A 19,319-nucleotide genomic window follows, 5' to 3' on the forward strand; every position below is an offset into this window, starting at 1 on the left:
CCGCCGCTTGGAAGGGCCGGCGGCGGGCGTCCGTCACTCAGGACGCCAGATAGGCCGTAATCATCCGGACGAGTTCCTGCTGGAGGTCCGGCGCTTCCAGCATGCCCCGCCGCGCGGCATTGTGGATCACGCCATCGATCGCGTCGGAGACGATGAGCGCCGCCGCCCCGCCGCCCGCCGCCGCGCTTCGAAAAGGCGCGACGGCGCTGCGGTAGCATTCGAGATAGTCCTGCTCGAACTCGCTGTTCGGATTGCGGAAGCCTTCTGCATTCGGCGCCTCGTCGAGGAGGACGCGGTGCAGTCCGGGATGCCGGCGATGCGCGGCGATCAGGCCGGCGACGAGATCCCCGACGAAGACATCCAGCGGTTTGCCGCCGGCGGTGGCGCGCCGCATCACGGCGAGGCACTCGTCGAGGTGATGGGTGCGGATCGCCGCCACCAAGGACAGCTTGTCGGGGAAATACTGGTAGAGCGAGCCGATGCCGACGCCGGCCCGCGCGGCGACCTTGTTCGTGGTGAAGCCGGACCATCCCTCCTCGGCGAGAATGCGAGTACCGGCTTCGAGAATGGCGGCGACGGTCGCCTGCGACCGCGCCTGGCGCGGCGTCTTGCGCATCGAAGCCGGCGGCAGGGGGATGCGAGTAGACAGAACCGGCTCTCCGCGGAAAATCTGAACGAGTTACTCGCATTTCGCGCGGCTCGAAAGGACCCCCGCATGAGCGCCTTCATACCGCTGTTCTTCTATCAAAGCTGGGCCAATGAGGAGTTTCTGGCCTGCCTGGAGCGGCTCGATCCGGTGCGGCAAGGACGGGAGCGGCATCAGGCGCTGCGCCTGATGAACCATATCCATGTCGTGTCGGAGATCTTCGCCGCGCATCTCGAAGCGCGGTCGCATGGCTACGCGGCGGACAACACGGACGCGACGCCGGAGCCGGCGGACTTGCGCGCCGCGCTCGCCGCCAGGGATCGTTGGTATTGCGACTATGCGAGCCGCGTCTCGGCCGAAGCGCTGGCCGAACCCGTCGCCTTCACCTTCACCGACGGCGATCGCGGCTCGATGACGCGGGCCGAGATGCTGACCCATGTCGTGCTGCACGGCGCCTATCACCGGGGCGAGGTCGGCCGCCTGCTCGCCCCGCTCGACCTCGCCGCCCGCCCCTGGGATACGTTCGCGGTCTTCCTCCACCGCACCGAACCGCTGCGGCGGGACGACGGGCTGCGCCTGTTGGTGCCCGCTTAAGCGGGCTCGCTCGGCCGCCCGGCCGCCTCGGCGAGGAGGGCGACGAGGAGGTCGGATTGCGAGACGATGCCGGCGAGGCGGCCGTCCGGCTCCACCACCGGCAGGTGATGCAGGCCGGTCGATGCCATCAGGCGCACCGCGTCGGCGATCAGCGCCTCCGGTCCGAGCGTCCTCACCGGCGCCGTCATGATGTCGGCGACGCTACCGTTCGGCGCCCGTCCCCGGCTGAGGGTCAGGCGCAGGCGATGGCGGAGATCGAGCTTCGGCCCGCGCCTGTCCCAGGCCGCCTTGTCGAGAAGGTCGGTCTGCGTGACGATGCCGATGACGCGCGCCGTCTCGTCCGTCACTGGCAGGACTTTGATGTGATGGGCGCGCAGCAGATCCAGCGCCTCGCCGATTGACGCGTCCGGGGCGATGGCGACCACGTCGCGCGACATCACGGCGGCGACGCGCGCCTGGCCGGCGCGTCGGCGATAGGAGCGGATTTCGGCTTGGCGCAGGATCGCTTCGAGATCGCCGCGATCGACGTCGATGAGCTGGTCGTATTCGGCCAGAACCGCGTCGAGATCGTCCGAGCTGAAGCCGATCCGCCCCGTCGGCGGCCGGTCGGCCGTGCCATGGTCCGGCGCCTTCTCGAGCGGGCGATGCGGATAGGACCGGCCGGCGAGATTGTTGAAGGCGAGTGCCGTACCAAGGAGTATGGCGGAATTGGCCAGAACCGGCCAGAGTACGAAGCCGTAGCCGAGATCGCGCACCGCCGCGCCGCCGAGAACGGCGGTCAGCGCCACCGCGCCGCTCGGCGGGTGGAGGCAGCGCAGCGCCATCATCGCCGCGATGGCGAGGCCCCCGGCCAGCGCCGCCGCGACGAAGGGATCGGGCACCAGCCGCGCCACCGTGACACCGACGAGGCTCGCGACGAGATTGCCGCCGAGGATCGACCAGGGCTGCGCGAGCGGACTCGCCGGCACGGCGAAGAGCAGCACGGCCGAGGCGCCCATCGGCGCGATCAGCACCGGCAGCGCCGTCCCCTCCCCGACCGCCAGCCGCGACAGGACGCCGGTGGCGAGAAGCCCGACCAGCGCGCCGAGAGCGGAGCGCAGGCGCTCCCGCCCGCTGATCGGCGCGGCGGCGGGAAGGAAGGCGGCGAGACGGATCGGCATGGCGCCTTATGGCGCCGGATCCGGCGGAGGTAAACGCCGCCGTACCTGTTCGGAGACGGTAAGGGCTTGTCGGTCGTGCCGCGATCCTGTACCGATCGACAAACAGTTTACCGTTTGGTACAGAACTTCGATGCGATCGTTCTTCACACGCCATCAACCCGTGCAGTCGAGTGCTCAGTCCATGCTGGCGAGCCTCGGTGGCCTCCTCACGATCGGCCTCGTCGGCGGTCTCTCACATTATGCGCATGTCCCGATGCTGATAGCCCCGTTCGGCGCGAGTTGTGTGCTGCTGTTCTCCGTGCCGGGTAGCCCGCTTTCGCAACCCGCGAACGTCGTCGGCGGCCATGGCGTGGCGACGCTGGTGGGACTCGTTCTGCGCCTGGCGCTGCCGAACGAATGGTGGGCGGCGGCGCTGGCCGTGGGTCTGGCCATCGGGCTCATGGCGGCTTTGCGCGTCACCCATCCGCCGGCCGGCGCCGATCCGCTCGTGGTCTTCGCCGCCGATCCCGATTTCGGCTTTCTCGTGTTGCCGGTCCTGTCCGGCGCGCTGGCCCTCGTCGCGGTCGCGACGGTCTTCCACAAGGCGAGCGGCACGCCCTATCCCGCGCGGCGAAGCTGATGGCGCGGCTGGTGCAGGAGCGCGGTGACGTGGTGCCGCTCGTCGCCGAAGTCTTTCGCCGCTACGGCTTCGAGGGCGCCAGCCTGACACGGCTGACGGAGGGCACGAAGCTCGGCAAGGGCAGCCTCTACCACTTCTTTCCCGGCGGCAAGGAGGAGATGGCCGAGGCCGTGCTCGCCCATATCGGCGACTGGTTCGAGACGGAAGTCTTCCGGCCGCTGGCCGAGGAGCCGCCGGCCCGAGCGATCGATGCGATGTTCGACAAGGTGGAGACCTATTTCCGCTCCGGACGCCGCATCTGTCTGATGGGGGCCTTCGCGCTGGAGGAGACGCGCGACCGGTTCGCGGCGATGGTCGGCTCCTATTTCGCCCGCTGGCTCGCCGTTCTGGCCACGGCTCTCGATCGCGCCGGCCTGGCGGAAACGCCGGCGCTCGCGGCACGGATCGTCGCCGGCATCCAAGGCGCGATCGTCCTGGCGCGCGCTCTGGACGATCCGGCCTGCTTTCATCGAGTTCTCGGCGAACTCAGGCTCGCCGCCCGTGTGCCGGGCGCCTGACGCGGTTCAGGTCGCCCCCATCGCCCGCGCGTCCGTCACCTCGAAGGGCGCGGCACCGAGGCGTTTGGCGATGATGTCGGCGACGCGCAACGCGTTGGCGATGATCGTCAGCGTCGGGTTCACCGCGCCGATCGAGGGGAAGAAGCTCGCATCGGTGACGTAGAGATTGTCGAGCTCGTGCGCCTTGCAGTTGCGGTCGAGCACGCTCGTCGCCGGGTCCTCGCCGAAGACCAGCGTCCCCGCCTGATGCGCCGTGCCGCCGATCGGCGTGTCCTTGCCGAGATAGAGCGTGCGATCCATCAGATGCGGGTGGATGCCGGCCTTGTCGCAGATGTCGCGCAGCTTCTGCCGCAGGCGGCGATGGCCTTCCTGGTTGGTCTCGGTCAGGTCGAGATGGACTTGGCCGTCGCGATAGAAGATGCGGTTCTCCGGCCGGGGCAGATCCTCCGAGGTCAGCCAGAAGTCGATCGAGTGCTTCGCCAGCCATTCGAAGGGCCGGTTCGGAAACCATTGCAGGAAGGCGGGCAGGCCCTCCGCCTCGATCTGCGTACCGTCCGACTTGCCGACCATCTGGATATGGCCGAGCGGGAATTCCCAGTCGTTGGCTGGGCTCTTCTCATGGCCGAAATAGAAGTCGTTGAGACCGAGAGTCTTCTGGAACTCGGTCGGGTTCGGCTCCTTGGAGATCGCCAGCACCGTCGCATTGTTGTGGCGCATGTAGTTGCGCCCGACGAGGCCGGAGCCGTTGGCGAGCCCGCGCGCGTCGCCGTCCCGGCCGGAGCGCAACAGGAGGAGCGCCGAGGACAGGGCGCCGCAGGCGACGACCACGAGATCGGCGGCGAGGCGATGGCGCGCCCCCTCGATCACGACGTCGAGGCCCGCGACACTGCGCCCGCCCGCATCCGTCACCAGTCTCTCGACATAGGCGCGTTTCAGGAGCGTCAGGTTCGGATGGCGCTTCAAGGCGGGATCGACGGCGATCACCTGCGCGTCGGCCTTGCCGTTGGTGAGGCTCGGATAGCCGTCGAAGGGGTCGCAGCGCAGAAGCGGCGAGGTTGGCGTCGCCTCGCCCGTCTCGTCCTGGTCGAGAAGGCCGCCCATCGGCAGGTGGAAGGGTTGCAGCCCTTCGCGCTGGAGATCGTCGGCGAGCTTCTGGATGCGCGGTTCGTGCCGGATCGGCGGATGCTTGTAGGGCTTTCTCGACCAGGGCTCGGTCGGGTCCTCGCCGCGCCGGCCGCGCACCTCGAAGAACTCTTCGGCCGCCTGATAATAGGGCTCGAACTCGTCGTATTTCACGCACCATTCCGGCGCGATGCCGTCGGGATGCCGGGTGCCGTGGAAATCCTCCTCGCGCAGGCGGAAGAGCACGGCGCCGTAGACCTTGGAATTGCCGCCGACGAAATAGTGGAGCCCCGGCCGGAAGCTCGCGCCGTCGGACGAGACCCAGGTCTCCTCCGCCTGATAGCGGCCCTTGCGGAACACGGCGTCGGTGTCCCAGTTCGCCTTCTCGCGCTTCAGATAGTCGCCGCGCTCCACCAGGAGAATGCGCTTGCCCGTCTCGGCGAGCTTGGCCGCCATGGTGGCGCCGCCCGGCCCGGAGCCGATCACGATGACGTCGTAGCGCTCGTCCTGCATCGCCGGCCTCTCGTTCCCGTTCGCGCTGCGGTGAACGAAAGCCGGCGAGCCTCGTTCCTCGCAGCGCACAAGGCATGGCGGAATCGAGGTTCGAGATGGAAGTCCTGGTCGCGTTCCTCGTCCGGCTGATCCTCGTCCTGCTCTTCCTGCCCTTCAGCGCGCTCGACAAGATCGTGAACTTTTCCGGCGCGGTCTGCCAGGCCAGCGAGATGGCGCCGAGCCGCACCCTTGCGAAGCTTCTCATCCTCGCCGGGCTCTTCGTCGAGATCGTGATGTCGCTCGCCATTCTCGCCGGTCTCGCCGACCGGGCGGCGGCGGTCGTGCTCGCGCTCTACTGCATGGCGACGGCGCTCCTCTGGAAGCGCTTCTGGGCGAAGGGCGACTTCGCCTTCACCGGCCCGAGCCAGGGCCGCGAAACGATGTGGGACTTCCTGAAGAACTTCGCGCTGGCCGGCGGCTTCCTGGTGCTGGCCGGCTGCGGCAGCGCCGAGGGCACCCGCGCCTTTCTCGCCGATCCGCTCGGCTCCACCCATCCTTACGCGATCACGGAGATGTCCCCATGAGTTCCGAGGCCGGCGAGACGCCCAGCGTCGCCTATTGGCATCTCTATACCGACGAAGACGGCATCAGCCGGCAGCGGCAATGCCGGATGACCGAGTTCGAGCTGAAGTCGATGCAGCCGCCGGCCGCGCCGCAATGGCAGGGCCGCAAGCATCACGACGGCATGACGGTGATGGTGACGGTGCAGCCGGTCGGCTGGGAAGGCGCGTGGCACGAGAATCCCGCGCCGCAATGGATCATTCCCCTCTCCGGCCGCTGGTTCGTGGAATCGATGGACGGCACGCGGATCGAGATGGGACCGGGCGAGATCTCCTTCGGCGAGGACCAGAACACGGTGGAGCGGGAGGGGCGGAAGGGCCATCTTTCCGGCACCGTCGGCGACGCGCCGGCCGTGCTGATGGTCGTGCAGTTCGACACGAAGCGGGCGGAAACGACGCCCTGCCGCTTCTCGTGAGCCGCCCGCTGCCGGAGCCGCAGGCGCTGCGCTTCGAGGCCAACGCGCCGCGCTTCAAGACCTATATCCTCGGCAATGCGCAGCTCGAATGCCTCGCCAGCGACATCCGCTGGATCGAGGGCCTGCTCTGGATGGGCGACTGGAACGCGCTGCTCTTCGAGGACCTGCCGCGCGACCGCACCCTTCTCTGGCGCGAGGATACCGGCGTCTCGGTCTGGCGCCAGCCCTCGGACTATGCCAACGGACTGGCGCGCGACCGGCAGGGCCGGGTCCTCGCCTGCTCGCATCGCGGCCGGGCGATCGACCGGATCGAGCATGACGGCTCCGTCACCCGCCTCGTCGATCGCTTCGAGGGCAAGCGCCTCAACGCGCCGAACGACATCGTCGTGAAGAGCGACGGGACGGTCTGGTTCACCGATCCGCTCTACGGCATCCTCAACGACTACGAAGGCGGCCGGCAGCCTTCCGAACAGCCGCCGGCCCTCTACCGCTTCGATCCGCGCAACGGCTCGCTGCGCGCCATGTCGCGCGACTTCGACGGGCCGAACGGCCTCGCCTTCTCGCCGGACGAGCGCCGCCTCTACGTGGCGGAAACCGGCGACCAGCGCCGCCCCGACCCGGTTCAGGTGCTGCGCGTCTTCGATGTCTCGGAGGACGGCACGGCGCTGTCGAACCTCCGTGACTTCCACAAGGTCGAGCCCGGCTATACGGACGGGCTGGCGGTGGACGAGGACGGCAATGTCTGGGCGAGCGCGGAAGACGGCGTCCACTGCCTGTCGCCGGAGGGCGAGCGTCTCGGCCGGCTCTTCATGCCGGCTCTCGTCTCCAATCTCTGCTTCGGCGGCTCGCCCTATCGCAACCGGCTGTTCGTCGGGTGCAGCCACGCGCTCTATGCCGTCTTCCTCAACCGCCGAGGCGCGCGATGGCCCAGCTGACGATCGAGGCGATCCGCCTGATGGCCGAGGACCCGGGGCGACTCGCCGGTTTCTTCGAACGCGCCTTCGGCTTCGCGCCCGTCGGCGACGGCCGCCTCCGGTTGGGCGAGCAGGCGATCGTGCTCGCGCCTGCCGGTGGCGCGCCTTATCCGGCCGATCTTCCCGGCAACGACACGCGCTTCCAGCATTTCGCCATCATCGCCTCCGACATGGCGGCGGCCTATCGCCAACTCGCCGCGACATCCGGGTGGACGGCGATCTCGACCCATGGGCCGGAGCGGCTGCCGGAGGCCTCGGGCGGCGTCCTCGCCTTCAAGTTCCGCTCGCCGGAAGGCCACCCGCTGGAGCTTCTCGAATTTCCCGCCAGCAAGGTCCCGGCGCCCTGGGCCGCGCGGTCCGGCGGACCCTGTCTCGGCATCGACCATTCGGCGATCAGCGTCGCCGACACCGCGCGCAGCATCGCCTTCTACGAGGGTCTCGGCTTTAGCGTCGGTAGCCGCCAGACCAATCGCGGACCCGAACAGGCGCGGCTCGACGGTCTCGCCGCGCCGCGCGTAGAGGTGACGACCCTTCTGCCGCGCGGCGCCGACACGCCGCATCTGGAGCTGCTCTGCTACCGTCAGCCGCCGGCGATCGAGACCAAACCCGCCGCTGCCGACGATGTCGCGGCGACGAGTCTCGTACTTTGCGGTATGGCGCATGAGGTCCGCGATCCCGACGGCCATCGGTTGGTGGCGGGATCGTCTTGAGAGTTCACGCTTCGCCATGACGAAGCGTGCTATCGTCGCGCCATGGATGAGACAGCCGGTTCCGCTTTCGACCGCGAACGCATTCTCCAGGCTTTCGACTGGCTCGGTCGCGAGGCGATCGCGGCGGGCCAGCGGCTCGATATCGCCGTCTATGGCGGCTCGGCCCTGATGCTGGCGAGCAATTTCCGCTATGCGTCGGAGGATGTCGACGTCAGCCTGCTCGGCGCGGCGTGGCCGACATGGCTGCGGACCGCCGTCGATCGGATCGCCGAGGCCTTCGGCCTCTCGCAGGACTGGCTCAACGACGCGGTCGAGTTCCATTTGAGCGCCTTCGCCGATCGGGCGAGCGATCACCAGGAATTCGGCACCTTTCCCAGGGACGACGAAGAGGTCGGACTGACGGTCTTCGTGCCGGCGGCCGACTATATGCTGGCGATGAAGCTGAAGGCGATGCGCATCGCCGATCCCGCTAAGGGCGAGCAGGAGGCGGCCGATATCCTGAATCTCATGCGGGTGGTCGGCATCACGACGCCGGAAGAGGCTTTGGCCGTCCTCGCCAAATTCTATCCGAAAAGCGCCGCGCAGCCGGAGAAGCAGCTGTTTCTGCTGCGCCATCTCCTGGCCCGGCCTCAAGGTCTCGTCGATGCGCCCCGCTACCCTCGCTGACGCCTGTCGCAGGATCATCGCCGGCGAGCCGGAAGCCCGCGCCGTCGCGGAATGTCTCGACAGCTTCTATCTCGCGGCCTCGCCGGCCGAGCGCCTCGCCATTCTGGCCGAGGAGCCGCCGCTGACGGGGCGACCGGATGTCGATGCCTATATTGGCGCCATCGCGGAATATCTCGCGAAACGCCATGCGCTGCCGCAAGTGCCGGAATGGGCGGGCAAGGCTGTCCGTTACCTCGCCGAGCCCTGGTTCGCCGGCGGCGCGGAGGCGGACGGCCTCCGCGAATTCCTCGTCTATTCGAGCCCGGCGGAATTCCGGTCCCGCAAGCTCTTCGTCGAGGCGCGGCCGCTGCGCCGCGCCCGGACGCCGCGCGAGGCGGCCTGACCGCCGCTCAGTGCCGGAAATGGCGCATGCCGGTGAGCACCATGGCGATGCCATGGGCGTCGGCGGCGGAGATGACCTCGTCGTCGCGCATCGAGCCGCCCGGCTGGATCACCGCAGTCGCACCCGCTTCCACCGCCGAGAGCAGACCGTCGGCGAAGGGGAAGAAGGCGTCGGAGGCGACGACCGAGCCGAGCGTCAGCGGCTTGATCCGCCCTTCCGCACCCTCCCCGGCCGCGACCTCGCGGCCCGCCGCCTCGGCGAGGAGCGCGCGCGCCGCATCCTCGGACTTCCGCGCCGCGATGCGAGCCGAATCGACGCGGCTCATCTGGCCGGCGCCGATGCCGACCGTCGCCCGGTCCTTGGCATAGACGATGGCGTTCGACTTCACGTGCTTGGCGACGCGGAAGGCGAATTTCAGGTCGCCCATCTCCGCTTCCGTCGGCGCCCGCTTCGTCACGACGCGAAGGTCGAGATCGTCGATCACGCCATTGTCGCGCGACTGGACGAGGAGACCCCCGGCGACGGAGCGCACCGTGGTGCCGAGCGCGCGCGGGTCCGGCAGGCCGCCGGTGAGAAGCAGGCGGAGGTTCTTCTTCGCCGCGACGACGGCGATCGCCTCCTCGTCGGCCTCGGGCGCGACGATCACCTCGGTGAAGATTTCGGTGATCGCCCGCGCCGCCGCCGCGTCCAGACGGCGGTTCAGCGCAACGATGCCGCCGAAGGCCGAGACCGGATCGCAGGCGAGCGCCTTATGATAGGCCGCCAGGATGTCGCCGCCTTCCGCGACGCCGCAGGGATTGGCGTGCTTGATGATGGCGACGGCCGCCGTGCGGTTCGGATCGAATTCGGCGACGCATTCGAAGGCGGCGTCGGTATCGTTGATATTGTTGTAGGACAGCGCCTTGCCCTGCACCTGCCGGGCCGTGGCGACGCCGGGCCGCTTGTCGCCGGTGCGGTAGAAGCCGGCCGACTGATGCGGGTTCTCGCCATAGCGCAGCGTCTCGGCAAGCCGGCCGGCGAAGCTCGCATGGCGGCGCGGCCCATCGGAAACTACGCCGGCAAACCAATCCGCGATCGCCGCGTCATAGGCGGCGGTCCGGGCGAAGGCGCGGCCGGCCAGCCGGCGGCGCAGGTCGAGCGTTGTCTCGCCGCCCGTTTCCTCTAGGGTCGCGAGGATCTCGGCATAGTCGGCCGGATCGGTCGTCACGGTCAGATAGGCATGGTTCTTGGCGGCGGCGCGGATCATCGCCGGCCCGCCGATATCGACATTCTCGAGGATATGGCCGAACTCGGCGCCGGAATGGCGCGTCTCCTCGAAGGGGTAGAGATTGACGCAGAGGATGTCGATCGGCTGGATCCCGTGCTCCGCCATCGCCGCCGCATGGGCCGCGTCGTCGCGAATGCCGAGCAGCGCGCCGTGGACGAGCGGGTGCAGCGTCTTCACCCGCCCGTCCATGATCTCGGGAAAGCCGGTGAGCTCCGAGACGTCGCGCACGGCAAGGCCCGCCTCGGCGAGGCTGCGGCGCGTGCCCCCGGTGGAGACGAGCTCGATGCCACGCACCGCCAGCGCCTTGGCGAAATCCACGAGCCCGGTCTTGTCGGACACGGAGAGAAGGGCGCGGCGGACGGAAACGCGGTCTGGAACGGGCGTCGGATTCGCGGCAACGGCCATCGACGGCTCCTTTCGGTCGAAAAACGGCAAGGTCCCGGCCTGATAGCCGCCAAGCGCCCTCCCCGCAATGCCGCGCGGGAAGCCTTCCGTCGGTCGTCCTTAAAAGCCGCCGGGCGGGGCCGGCACGCGCTCGGGTTCGGGCGCGGCGGCGCGGTTGCGCCGGAAGGGCTCGCTCTTCGCCGAAAGATCATCGAGCGTATTTGGCAGAACGCCGACGGCGCGGGTCATGCCGCCGCAACCGGCAAGGCCGGCAAGAAGGGAGGCGAGAAGCAAGGCGCGGATCATCGCGCCCGGCTTTGCCGCACCATTGCGTCCACCGTGGGGCAGGCCTCGCGGCGGCGCTGGAAGGTCCAGGCGACGTCCTGGCGGCGGCGCGGATCGAAGCTGATCACCAGTTGCAGGCTGCGGCGCGGCCCCGCCGGATCGGCGAGGAACATGCCGTCCTCCAGCGTCACGGCGGCCTCGGCCTGGAAGCTCCAGACCTCGCCATCGGCGGAGAGCAGCAGCGCCTCGCCGACGCGCGAGACGGAAATCTCGGGATGGAGATGGAAGCGCAGCGCGGCGCCGCCGGCCCCGACGCCGCGCGCCGAACCGGTGAGGCGGTCGATGCCCTGGATGAGATCGCCGCGCCGCGACAGGAACAGCATCCGCTCGTGCACGAGGCCGAAGCGCGCCGCATAGCCGTCATGGGCGGCGAGAATGCGCATGCCCTCGCCCGCGTCCTCGCGGCTCGCCAGAACCTGGTCCGGTCCCTCGATCAGCGGCGCGCCGAGCAGGCGTTCGATCGTCTCCGTCGTCTCGAAGCGCGAGGAGGAGTGATCGGCGAGCGTCAGGGTGGAATGGGCGGCGGTGCTGCGGGCAAGGCGCCGCCAGCGCGGATCGGCGGCGTCAGGCGCGCCGCAATTGACGACGAAGCGCCGGCCGCCGGCGGAGAATTCGAAGGCGAGCGTGCCGGCATGGGCCTCGCCGGAAAAGGCCGGCGGCGGCGGCGCGCCGGTATCGGCGATCACCACGGTGCCGCCGGCCGACAGGCGCTGATAGCCGCCTTGGCGCGCATGCGAGATCGGCTCGCCCAGCGTCTCGTCATGGCGCAGGAGCCGCGTCATCAGCTGCGGATCGCTGGCGCCGGCGCCGTTGAACAGGGCGACCGCGCCATCGGCATGGCGGAAGAAGCGCAGCATCGGCAAGAGCCGGTCGATGGCGTTGACGAGGCTCTTCGGCATCGGCTGGTTCTCGGCCTCCAGCAGCCGGGCGAGCGGCAGAAGCTCGGCGAGGATGGCGATGCCGGTCGCCGGATTGCGCGAGACATGGACGCCGTCGGCGAAGACCTGCCGGTCGAGCTCCTCGGCGAGGAGGCGCGTCGCGAGGCGGATATGCGGCGTGCCGGCCTGGAGGCCGATGGCGCCGGCGACGAGCGCGACGCGGGCGAGAAGCCGCGGCAGCCCGTCCGGCGCCTCGGGCGCCGCCTGACGCAGGAAGCGCTGCTGCGCGGCGAGGCTCTTCAGGAAGCGGCGCCGGAAGCCGGCATCCGCCCTGTGGAGAAGAAGATCCGAATAGGACAGCCAGGCGACGAGCCGCCGCGCCACCACTTCGGTCTCGTAGGCGATGGGCCGCTGGCGCGGCGCGACATGCCGGATCCAGTCGGAGACGAGGACGCGCGCATTGGCGCTCGCCAGCGCGTCGCCCGTCTCGTCGAGATGCCGCAGCCAGCCGAAGCCGTGGAGTTCCGCCGCGAAGGCGCGCGAGGGCGGATCGAGGGCGAAGGGCGAGCGGCCGTTGGTTTCGACCAGGAGGCCGGCGAGGCGGAAGCGTCCGCCATAGATCTCGGCGGCCAGCGCCGGCTCGCCGCGATGGAGCGGCGGCGGCAGGGACGTGAGGGTTTCGGGCACGAGGCGCGCGAACTGCCAGCCGCCGAGCGGCCCGGTGCGCAGCGCGTGGCGCGCGCGGCGGGTGGCTTCGCTCACGAGCAGGCGCATCAGGCGCGGCCGGCCGGCAAGTTGTGCCCCCACGAGTTCCACGTTCGCCTCTCCGCTCCCCTCGCCGCCGGCGGCCTTTGCCCCCGGCCGGACTTCGCCGGTCGGGGCCATGATGGCGCCTTATGGTAAACGGAATGCTAAAGCGGCGCGGGTTCCGGTCCGCTCGACCGAAGCCCGGATCATACCGGCACCCTTATGCATTGATCTTTGGTGGAGCCATCTCAGGCTCGTCATCCCGGGCCCGACCCGGGATCCATGCCTTCTACGAATCAGCATGGATGAGGTCGCAGACAAATCTCCTTCCGCATCGTTACCGCCTTGGAATGGATCCCGGCTCAAGGCCGGGATGACGAGGCGGAAAGGTGAGCGGATCGCTGCGAAGGCGCGATGGTGTCAGGCGGGGTTGGCGAGCGTGCCGGGGCTGCGATCCGTCGCGCGCCAGTCGGCGCCGCGCTCGGCCGAGGCCTCGGCCAGCGCCCGGCGGGCGCCGGCCGCATCGAGATCGGTGCCATAGACGGGCGTCGCCGGCTGCTGACGCCAGGACTCGTCCAGCGTGCCGGCATCCACCGCGTCGAAGCCGAGCTGTTCCACGAGATCCATCACCACGCCCTTGGCGCGCGGATCGTCGCCCGCCACCGGCAGGGCGATGCGGCCGGGCGCGCCCTTCGGCTTGCCGCGCTCCATCAGATGGGCGGCGGCGATATTGTTGAAGGCCTTCACCACCGGCCGGCCGAGCTGGCGCTCGACCCAGCGGCTTTCCGGCAGACCGTCCTCGATCTCGGCGATGCGCCCGTCGCGATGGCGGGGATAGTAGTTGTTGGTGTCGATCACCACGGTGCTCTCCGGCACGCGGGCGAAGAGATCGGCGGGCAGGTTCGGCACGTTGCGCAGCGGGATGGTGACGATCACCACTTCGCCGGCCCGGGCGGCCTGAACCGGCGTTCCGGCCCGCGCGCCGCTGTCGCGGGCGAATTCCGCCAGGGTCTCCGGCTCGCGCGAATTGGCGATGGTCACCTGATGGCCGAGGCTCGCCAGGCGCCTGGCCAGCGTGCCCCCGATATTGCCGGCTCCGATGATGCCGATCTTCATGCCGGTCTCCTCCGTCTCGTCACGAAACGGAGAAGCTAAGGCCGAAGCCCGCTCAAGAAAGGTTGAAATTGCGAACGCAGCGTCAGCCCCGGCGGATCAGCCGCGCGGCGAAGAAACCGTCGAGCCCGGAAAGGCGCGGTTCGGGATCGGCCAGCATCGAGGGCAGCGTGCGCAGCCGGCCCTGCGCGTCGATCGCCTCGCCGAGCCCCGGCAGTTCCTCCGGCCGCACCGGATCGAGGTGGAAGTCCGGCTCTTCCGCCAGGAAGGCCTCCACCACCGCCTCGCCCTCGGCGGGGTCGAGCGAGCAGTTGGAGAAGACGAGCGTGCCGCCGGGCGCCACCAGCTTCGCCGCATGGGCGAGGAGCCGCGCCTGGACGCGGGCGAGCTTTTCCACCTCGGCCGCGTCCTTGGTGAAGGCGACGTCGGGATGGCGGCGGATCGTGCCGGTCGAGGAACAAGGGGCGTCGAGGAGCACCGCGTCGAAGGGCGCGTCCGGCGCGAAGCTCGCGGCATCGGCGACCAGCGTTTCGGCCTGCAATCCGAGCCGGGTGAGATTGTCCCGCAGGCGCCGCATGCGCGTCTCGCTCTGGTCGAGCGCGGTCACCGCCGCGCCGGCCTCGGCCAGCTGCGCCGTCTTGCCGCCGGGCGCGGCGCAGAGATCGAGGGCGCGCCGGCCGCGCAACGGGCCGAAGAGCCGGGCCGGCAGGGCGGCGGCGGCGTCCTGCACCCACCATTCGCCCTCCGCGAAGCCGGGAAGGTCGGTCAGCGGCCCGTCGAGCGCCGCAAGGCGCACCGTGCCGGTGGGAAGCGCCCGGCCGCCGAGCCGCGCGGCCCAACCTTCCGGGTCGCTCTTCACCGTGAGGTCGATCGGGGCGGGCGCCAGATGGGCGAGCGCGATCGCCTCGGTCGCGGGCACGCCATAGGATGCGACCAAGCGTTCGCGCAGCCAGCCGGGCAGCGTCTCGCCCGCCAGGGGGGCGATCGCCGCCTTCTCGCGGGCGAGCCGGCGCAGCAGCGCGTTGACGAGGCCCTTGAAGCGGCGGTTGCGCGGATCGCCATCCGCCGCCGCGACGCCGAGATCGACGGCGGCCGAATCCGGCACGTCGAGAAACAGGATCTGCGCCGCCGCGACATGGAGAAGATGGCGCAGGCTGCGCGCGCCCTCCGGCAGCGGATGCTCCAGCCGCTCGGCGAGAACGCGTTCCAGCGTGCCGCGATGGCGCAGGGCCGAGAGGAGGATCGCCTTCACCAGCCCCTGGTCGCGCGGCTCCAGCGCGCGGAAGCCCGGATGCCCGCCCTTCGGATCGGTGAGGCCGTCGAGCGAGGTCCGCGTCTCGACCACGGCGCCGAGCAGGCGCGCCGCGACGAGCCGGGCGGCGAGGCCCGGCCGATCGGGCGCGGCGGGCGCCGGCGCGGGACGGCGGGCGCCCTTCTTCGAGGCGGCGCTCAACCCCAGGGCCCGCGGCGCGGCGCCGCGTCCGGGCGGCGGTTGCGGTCGAGACCGCGCGCCCACGGCCCGGCCTGCTCCGCGCCGCTTTCATAGGCCACCGGCTCCGGCGCGTGGCGCGGCGCGGCGGCGAGGTGGCCGCCCTCCAGCGCCAGCAGCGCCTCGATCCGGTTCTGCGTGTCGGGATGGGTCGAGAACAGATTGTCCATGCGCTGGCCGGAAAGAGGATTGACGATGAACATATGCGCGGTCGCCGGATTGCGCTCGGCATCGTAATTGACGGTACGGCCGGCGGCCTGGGCGAGCTTGGCGAGGGCCGAGGCCAGCCAGCGCGGATTGCCGCAGATCTCGGCGCCGCGCCGGTCGGCGGAATATTCGCGCGTGCGGCTGATCGCCATCTGCACGATCATCGCCGCGATCGGCGCCACGATGATGCCGAGGATGAGGCCGACCGCGCCGAGCGGATTGTTGTTCTCGCGGTTGCCGCCCATGAAGAAGGCGAAATTGCCGAGCATGGAGATCGCGCCGGCCAGCGTCGCGGTGATCGTCATGATCAGCGTGTCGCGGTTCTGCACATGGGCGAGCTCATGCGCCATGACCCCGGCGACCTCTTCCGGCGTCATGCGTTCCAGAAGGCCGGTCGTCGCGGCGACGGCGGCGTTCTCGGGATTGCGGCCGGTGGCGAAGGCGTTCGGCTGGTCCTCCTGGATCACGTAGACGCGCGGCATCGGCAGGCCGGCGCGCTGCGCGAGACCGGCGACGATGCCGTAATATTCCGGCGCCGAATGCTGGTCCACCTCCACCGCATGGTGCATGCGCAGCACCAGCTTGTCGGCGTTCCAGTAGGAGAAGAGGTTCATGGCCGCCGCCACCACGAAGGCGATGGCCATGCCGCCGGTGCCGCCGACGAGATAACCCAGTCCCATGAAGAGCGCGGTCATCACCGCGATCAGCATGGCCGTCTTCATTCTATTCATGGGGCGGGCCTGATCCTTCTTCGCGTGAGGACGATGTTTCACGTGAAATGGGATGCGCGCCCCGCCCGTTCAACGCGCGTCGCCGAGGGGCCTGGCCACCTGCGTCAGGCTGCCGGTCGCCGGGAAGAGCGGGATCAGGAGCGCCTGCAGCGAGTGGTAGATGTCCGGCACGCCGTGGAAGAGCTCGGCCTGCGGCCGCAGATCCTCGGAGAGTTCCGGCCGCCAGCCGCCATGGCGATGGTCGATGAAGTGCCGGTCGATGAACTCGAAGGAGCGGCGATACCATTCCTCGTGAAAGGCGCTCGGCCGGTGCTCGGCCAGGAAATGCGCCGCCGCCATGGCCTCGGCCGTCGGCCACCAGAGCTTCTCGCGCATCGCCGGATTGTTCTCGAAGTCGGTCGTGTAGAAGAAGCCGCCATGGGTCTCGTCCCAGCCCCAGCGCACCGCGTTGGCGAAGAGCTTCTCCGCGCCCTCCGCCATCCAGTCGTGCCGCTTGCCGCCGGCGATCCAGAGCTGGAGCAGGAGCCGCGCCCATTCCAGCCAATGGCCGGGCGTCATCGCCGGCGGGCGGAACATGCGGTCGCCGGCGAAGTCGCGGTCGAGCGTCCAGTCGGCGTTGAAATGCTCGGCCACCCGCCAGGCGAGGCCGGCGGCATGGCGCTCGATGATGAGCCCGGCGATGCGCTCGGCGCGCTCCAGGAATTTCGGGTTGCCGCTGGCCTCGAAGGCGGCCATCAGCGCCTCGGTCAGGTGCATGTTGGCGTTCTGGCCGCGATAGGGGCCGAGCGGCGTCCAGTCGCGCTCGAAGCCGTCGATCACCGCGCCCCAGTCCTCCTCCCAGAAATGGGCGTCGATCACGGCATCGACATCGGCGAGGAGGCGGGGACCGGCTTCATGGCCGCAGACGGTGGCGCCCGCGGCGGCCAGCATGACGAAGGCATGGCCATAGGCCTGCTTGGTGGCGTCGGCCGGGCCGGTCTCGCCGACGCTCCAGAACCAGCCGCCCGCCTCGCGATCGCGATGCCGCGTCTCGATGAAGTCGAGCCCATGCTCGACGAAGCGCCGCGCCGCCGGGCGGCCGAGCTTTTCGCCGATGGCGAAGCAGTGGACGATGCGCGTCACCTCGTGAATGCCGCGCGGCCAGCCCGCCGCGCCCGTCACCGCGCGCCCCTCCGCGTCGAGCGCGAAGAAGCCGCCGGCCGGATCGAGGCTTTCGGTCTCGAACAGGCCGAAGAGCCGGTCGGCGAGTTCGGCCAGATGGCGGCGATGCCCCGCGCTCTGGCGGAAGGAGGGTTCCGTGCTGGCCGTCGTCATGTGCTGATTCTCCCGATTGCGGCGCCTGTCCCGCTTGCAATTCCGCGTCGGAGCGCCGATGTCCAGTGCCATGCGTGACGAGATCGACCAAATGCCCGGGAAGACCGAGGCCGGCGCGCCGCAAGAACCGGCGCGTGTCCTCTCGCCGGCCGCCGAACGGGCTCTCGCCGAAGCCGAGGCGCGCCGCCGCGCCGCCGCCGCGCCCGAACGCCCGACGGAAATCCACGGCCGCGCCGGACCGGAGCCGACACGCTTCGGCGACTGGGAAAAGAACGGCATCATCTCGGACTTCTGAGGACAGGCGGCCGGTCGGCGGTCGTTTGGGATGAGGGCGAAGGCAGACCGCTTTCGTTCGCGCTCCTCGGGCTGGCGCTCATCTCTTTCAGGAGAAATCCTAGCGTCGAGGTCTCGTCTCTTAAGCTTTCGCCGCGATGCCGGGCACCACCGTCCGCGACTGACCTGATCTCTCCCTCGAAGGGGAGATCACGCAGCGTTGCGGTTCGCCATTCCTGCCACCGTCGCGATGCCGACCGTCACAGCGAATGACCTTCGGAAGCCTTCGCATCCCAGCCATGGAAAGCGACGCGGCAAGGGATTGCCGCCTCATGATATAAGAATATATTCCTTACACCAGTTCCAATCCTCGTCGGAGCCCTCCATGTCCAACGGGCCGCATGCCCGTTTCATCCTTGCTCCGCTGCTGGCGCTTCTCGCCATTCTCGGATCGGGCGACACCTGTGCTTCGGCCGCGAGCGAAGCCTCGACCGTGGCCGGGCCGGTCGCCGCGCGCGTCCTGAAGGTGCGGGACGGCGACACGGTGGAGGTGGAGGCGGTGATCTGGCCGCAGCAGGTGGTGCGGACGGCGGTGCGGCTGCGCGGCATCGACGCGCCGGAACTGAAGGGCCGCTGCCCGGCCGAGCGGGCGGCGGCGGAAGTGGCGCGCGAGCGGCTGACGGTTCTTATCGGCAGCGGCGAGGTGCAGCTCACCGCCATTGCCGGCGACAAGTATTTCGGCCGGGTCCTGGCGAGCGTCGCCGCGCCGGAGGTGCCGGACGTCGCGCGCCGTCTTCTGGCGGAAGGGCTCGTCGCGCCCTATCGCGGCGAGGCGCGGCGCGACTGGTGCGCGGGCGGCGAGGATCGCGCCGCCCCGGCCGGGGAGCGCGGCTGAGGACCTATTGCGGCAGGCCGCCATCCGCCGGCGGCAGGGCGGTGCCGGGCGCCGGCGTCGCGGCGGGCGGCAGGCCGTCCAGCGTGCCGTCGCCGGCCGGCGGGGGCGGCGGAGGCGCCGGCGGCGGATTTTCGGGGTCGATCGTGTCGAAGCGCATTTCGATCAGCCGCCATTCGGCATAGCGATCCGGGGGAAGGCGATAGGGCTGGCAGCGCTCGATGGCGCCGGCGGCGCTTTCGGCGAATTTCGCCCCGATCGGTCCGAGCGGCTTGTCGATGATCATCGGCTTGCCGTCCAGAAGCCCGTCGGACTGAAGCTTCAGGCGGATCCGGGCGAAGCCGCCCTGGGCCGGCGTGCCGTAGGTCTTCGGGATCGCCGTCCAGCAGGTCTTCACCCGGTCCATGATCCGGTCGATGTCGATCGGCGGCAAGCCGCTGGCGACGGGGGGCGGCGCGCCGGGTTCCGGCGGCGGCGGCGGCAGGGTGGTGGCCGTGGTCGTGTCGACCGGCGCGGCCGTCACCGGCGCCGGCGCCGTCTCGACCGGGTCCATCTGCGGCGAGCCGGAGGGCGGGCCGTCGTTGATCGGCGGGAAGTCCGGCACCTGGGCGCCCGCCAGGCTGGGAAGAAGGCCGAGCGCGAGCGCCAAGGGGGCAAGAAGGGCGGATCGCATCGAGGCGAGCTCCGTCTGAGCGAAAACAATGCCGGAACGGAAGCGCGC

The 19,319-nt window shown here is 70.0% G+C and carries 22 protein-coding genes; 11 read left to right on the forward strand and 11 right to left on the reverse strand.

The window, feature by feature from the left end:
- Positions 1 to 37: 37 nt before the first annotated feature.
- On the reverse strand, positions 38 to 616 hold the full coding sequence (locus tag IEY14_RS13505; RefSeq protein WP_188909332.1) for a TetR/AcrR family transcriptional regulator: 579 nt from the start codon (positions 614 to 616) through the stop codon (positions 38 to 40).
- Between the two features lie 99 nt (positions 617 to 715).
- Here IEY14_RS13505 and IEY14_RS13510 point away from each other — a divergent pair, with 99 nt between their 5' ends.
- The gene (locus IEY14_RS13510) at positions 716 to 1,240 is read left to right on the forward strand and encodes a DinB family protein (protein WP_188909333.1); all 525 of its coding nucleotides are present in this window, start codon (positions 716 to 718) and stop codon (positions 1,238 to 1,240) included.
- Here the strand turns inward: IEY14_RS13510 and IEY14_RS13515 are convergent.
- Complete coding sequence (locus tag IEY14_RS13515) at positions 1,237 to 2,400, reverse strand: HPP family protein (RefSeq protein ID WP_188909335.1); 1,164 nt, start codon at positions 2,398 to 2,400, stop codon at positions 1,237 to 1,239. The two genes, IEY14_RS13510 and IEY14_RS13515, sit on opposite strands and share 4 nt — an antisense overlap.
- 130 nt (positions 2,401 to 2,530) lie before the next feature.
- On the opposite strand from IEY14_RS13515, the gene IEY14_RS13520 reads away from it, so the two are divergent.
- Both IEY14_RS13520 and IEY14_RS13525 read left to right on the forward strand, forming a co-directional pair.
- The gene (locus tag IEY14_RS13520; protein ID WP_188909337.1) at positions 2,531 to 3,019 is read left to right on the forward strand and encodes an HPP family protein; all 489 of its coding nucleotides are present in this window, start codon (positions 2,531 to 2,533) and stop codon (positions 3,017 to 3,019) included.
- On the forward strand, positions 3,019 to 3,576 hold the full coding sequence (locus IEY14_RS13525; RefSeq protein WP_188909339.1) for a TetR/AcrR family transcriptional regulator: 558 nt from the start codon (positions 3,019 to 3,021) through the stop codon (positions 3,574 to 3,576). Before IEY14_RS13520 ends, IEY14_RS13525 begins: the two co-directional genes overlap by 1 nt.
- A 6-nt stretch (positions 3,577 to 3,582) precedes the next feature.
- On the opposite strand, the gene IEY14_RS13530 is transcribed toward IEY14_RS13525, so the two are convergent.
- Positions 3,583 to 5,211 (reverse strand): FAD-dependent oxidoreductase, encoded by a 1,629-nt coding sequence (locus tag IEY14_RS13530; RefSeq protein WP_188909341.1) that lies wholly within the window; start codon positions 5,209 to 5,211, stop codon positions 3,583 to 3,585.
- A 95-nt stretch (positions 5,212 to 5,306) separates the two neighbouring features.
- On the opposite strand from IEY14_RS13530, the gene IEY14_RS13535 reads away from it, so the two are divergent.
- From IEY14_RS13535 to IEY14_RS13560, 6 genes are read left to right on the forward strand one after another with little or no spacing between them, the layout of a single operon-like run.
- Entirely contained in the window at positions 5,307 to 5,774 is a 468-nt protein-coding gene (locus IEY14_RS13535) for a DoxX family protein (RefSeq protein WP_188909343.1), read from the forward strand.
- Entirely contained in the window at positions 5,771 to 6,226 is a 456-nt protein-coding gene (locus tag IEY14_RS13540; protein ID WP_188909345.1) for a cupin domain-containing protein, read from the forward strand. The genes IEY14_RS13535 and IEY14_RS13540 overlap by 4 nt, the downstream gene beginning before the upstream one ends.
- Positions 6,223 to 7,161, forward strand: a complete 939-nt coding sequence (locus tag IEY14_RS13545) for an SMP-30/gluconolactonase/LRE family protein (protein ID WP_244639479.1) — start codon at positions 6,223 to 6,225, stop codon at positions 7,159 to 7,161. The genes IEY14_RS13540 and IEY14_RS13545 overlap by 4 nt, the downstream gene beginning before the upstream one ends.
- Positions 7,149 to 7,910 carry a VOC family protein gene (locus IEY14_RS13550; RefSeq protein ID WP_188909346.1) on the forward strand — a complete coding sequence of 254 codons (762 nt, stop codon included), beginning with the start codon at positions 7,149 to 7,151 and terminating at the stop codon, positions 7,908 to 7,910. Before IEY14_RS13545 ends, IEY14_RS13550 begins: the two co-directional genes overlap by 13 nt.
- A 42-nt stretch (positions 7,911 to 7,952) precedes the next feature.
- Complete coding sequence (locus IEY14_RS13555) at positions 7,953 to 8,576, forward strand: hypothetical protein (RefSeq protein WP_188909348.1); 624 nt, start codon at positions 7,953 to 7,955, stop codon at positions 8,574 to 8,576.
- Positions 8,554 to 8,958, forward strand: coding sequence for a hypothetical protein (locus IEY14_RS13560; RefSeq protein WP_188909350.1), 405 nt, complete (start codon positions 8,554 to 8,556; stop codon positions 8,956 to 8,958). The genes IEY14_RS13555 and IEY14_RS13560 overlap by 23 nt, the downstream gene beginning before the upstream one ends.
- A 7-nt stretch (positions 8,959 to 8,965) precedes the next feature.
- Here IEY14_RS13560 and purH read toward each other — a convergent pair whose 3' ends face one another.
- The 7 genes from purH to IEY14_RS13595 form a co-directional block, all read right to left on the reverse strand.
- Complete coding sequence (gene purH / locus IEY14_RS13565) at positions 8,966 to 10,630, reverse strand: bifunctional phosphoribosylaminoimidazolecarboxamide formyltransferase/IMP cyclohydrolase (protein WP_188909352.1); 1,665 nt, start codon at positions 10,628 to 10,630, stop codon at positions 8,966 to 8,968.
- Positions 10,631 to 10,729: 99 nt separating this feature from the next.
- The gene (locus tag IEY14_RS13570) at positions 10,730 to 10,915 is read right to left on the reverse strand and encodes a hypothetical protein (RefSeq protein ID WP_188909353.1); all 186 of its coding nucleotides are present in this window, start codon (positions 10,913 to 10,915) and stop codon (positions 10,730 to 10,732) included.
- Entirely contained in the window at positions 10,912 to 12,648 is a 1,737-nt protein-coding gene (locus IEY14_RS13575; protein WP_188909354.1) for a heparinase II/III family protein, read from the reverse strand. Before IEY14_RS13575 ends, IEY14_RS13570 begins: the two co-directional genes overlap by 4 nt.
- A 351-nt stretch (positions 12,649 to 12,999) precedes the next feature.
- The gene (locus tag IEY14_RS13580) at positions 13,000 to 13,764 is read right to left on the reverse strand and encodes an NADPH-dependent F420 reductase (RefSeq protein WP_280515049.1); all 765 of its coding nucleotides are present in this window, start codon (positions 13,762 to 13,764) and stop codon (positions 13,000 to 13,002) included.
- 13 nt (positions 13,765 to 13,777) lie between these two features.
- Positions 13,778 to 15,145 (reverse strand): RsmB/NOP family class I SAM-dependent RNA methyltransferase, encoded by a 1,368-nt coding sequence (locus IEY14_RS13585; RefSeq protein WP_188909356.1) that lies wholly within the window; start codon positions 15,143 to 15,145, stop codon positions 13,778 to 13,780.
- Entirely contained in the window at positions 15,142 to 16,119 is a 978-nt protein-coding gene (gene htpX, locus IEY14_RS13590) for a zinc metalloprotease HtpX (protein WP_188909357.1), read from the reverse strand. The genes IEY14_RS13585 and htpX overlap by 4 nt, the downstream gene beginning before the upstream one ends.
- A 69-nt stretch (positions 16,120 to 16,188) precedes the next feature.
- Positions 16,189 to 17,433: an AGE family epimerase/isomerase gene (locus IEY14_RS13595; RefSeq protein ID WP_188909358.1), complete on the reverse strand. Its 1,245-nt coding sequence runs from the start codon at positions 17,431 to 17,433 to the stop codon at positions 16,189 to 16,191.
- Between the two features lie 91 nt (positions 17,434 to 17,524).
- Here IEY14_RS13595 and IEY14_RS13600 point away from each other — a divergent pair, with 91 nt between their 5' ends.
- Positions 17,525 to 17,728 carry a DUF1674 domain-containing protein gene (locus IEY14_RS13600; RefSeq protein ID WP_244639480.1) on the forward strand — a complete coding sequence of 68 codons (204 nt, stop codon included), beginning with the start codon at positions 17,525 to 17,527 and terminating at the stop codon, positions 17,726 to 17,728.
- Positions 17,729 to 18,091: 363 nt separating this feature from the next.
- A complete protein-coding gene (locus IEY14_RS26150; RefSeq protein ID WP_188909360.1) occupies positions 18,092 to 18,601 on the forward strand; it encodes a thermonuclease family protein in 510 nt (169 codons plus the stop codon).
- A 4-nt stretch (positions 18,602 to 18,605) separates the two neighbouring features.
- Here the strand turns inward: IEY14_RS26150 and tolA are convergent, their stop codons facing one another.
- Complete coding sequence (gene tolA / locus IEY14_RS13610; RefSeq protein ID WP_188909362.1) at positions 18,606 to 19,271, reverse strand: cell envelope integrity protein TolA; 666 nt, start codon at positions 19,269 to 19,271, stop codon at positions 18,606 to 18,608.
- Positions 19,272 to 19,319 lie beyond the last annotated feature (48 nt).

It is taken from the genome of Aureimonas endophytica (assembly GCF_014642635.1).
GTDB lineage: Bacteria > Pseudomonadota > Alphaproteobacteria > Rhizobiales > Rhizobiaceae > Plantimonas > Plantimonas endophytica.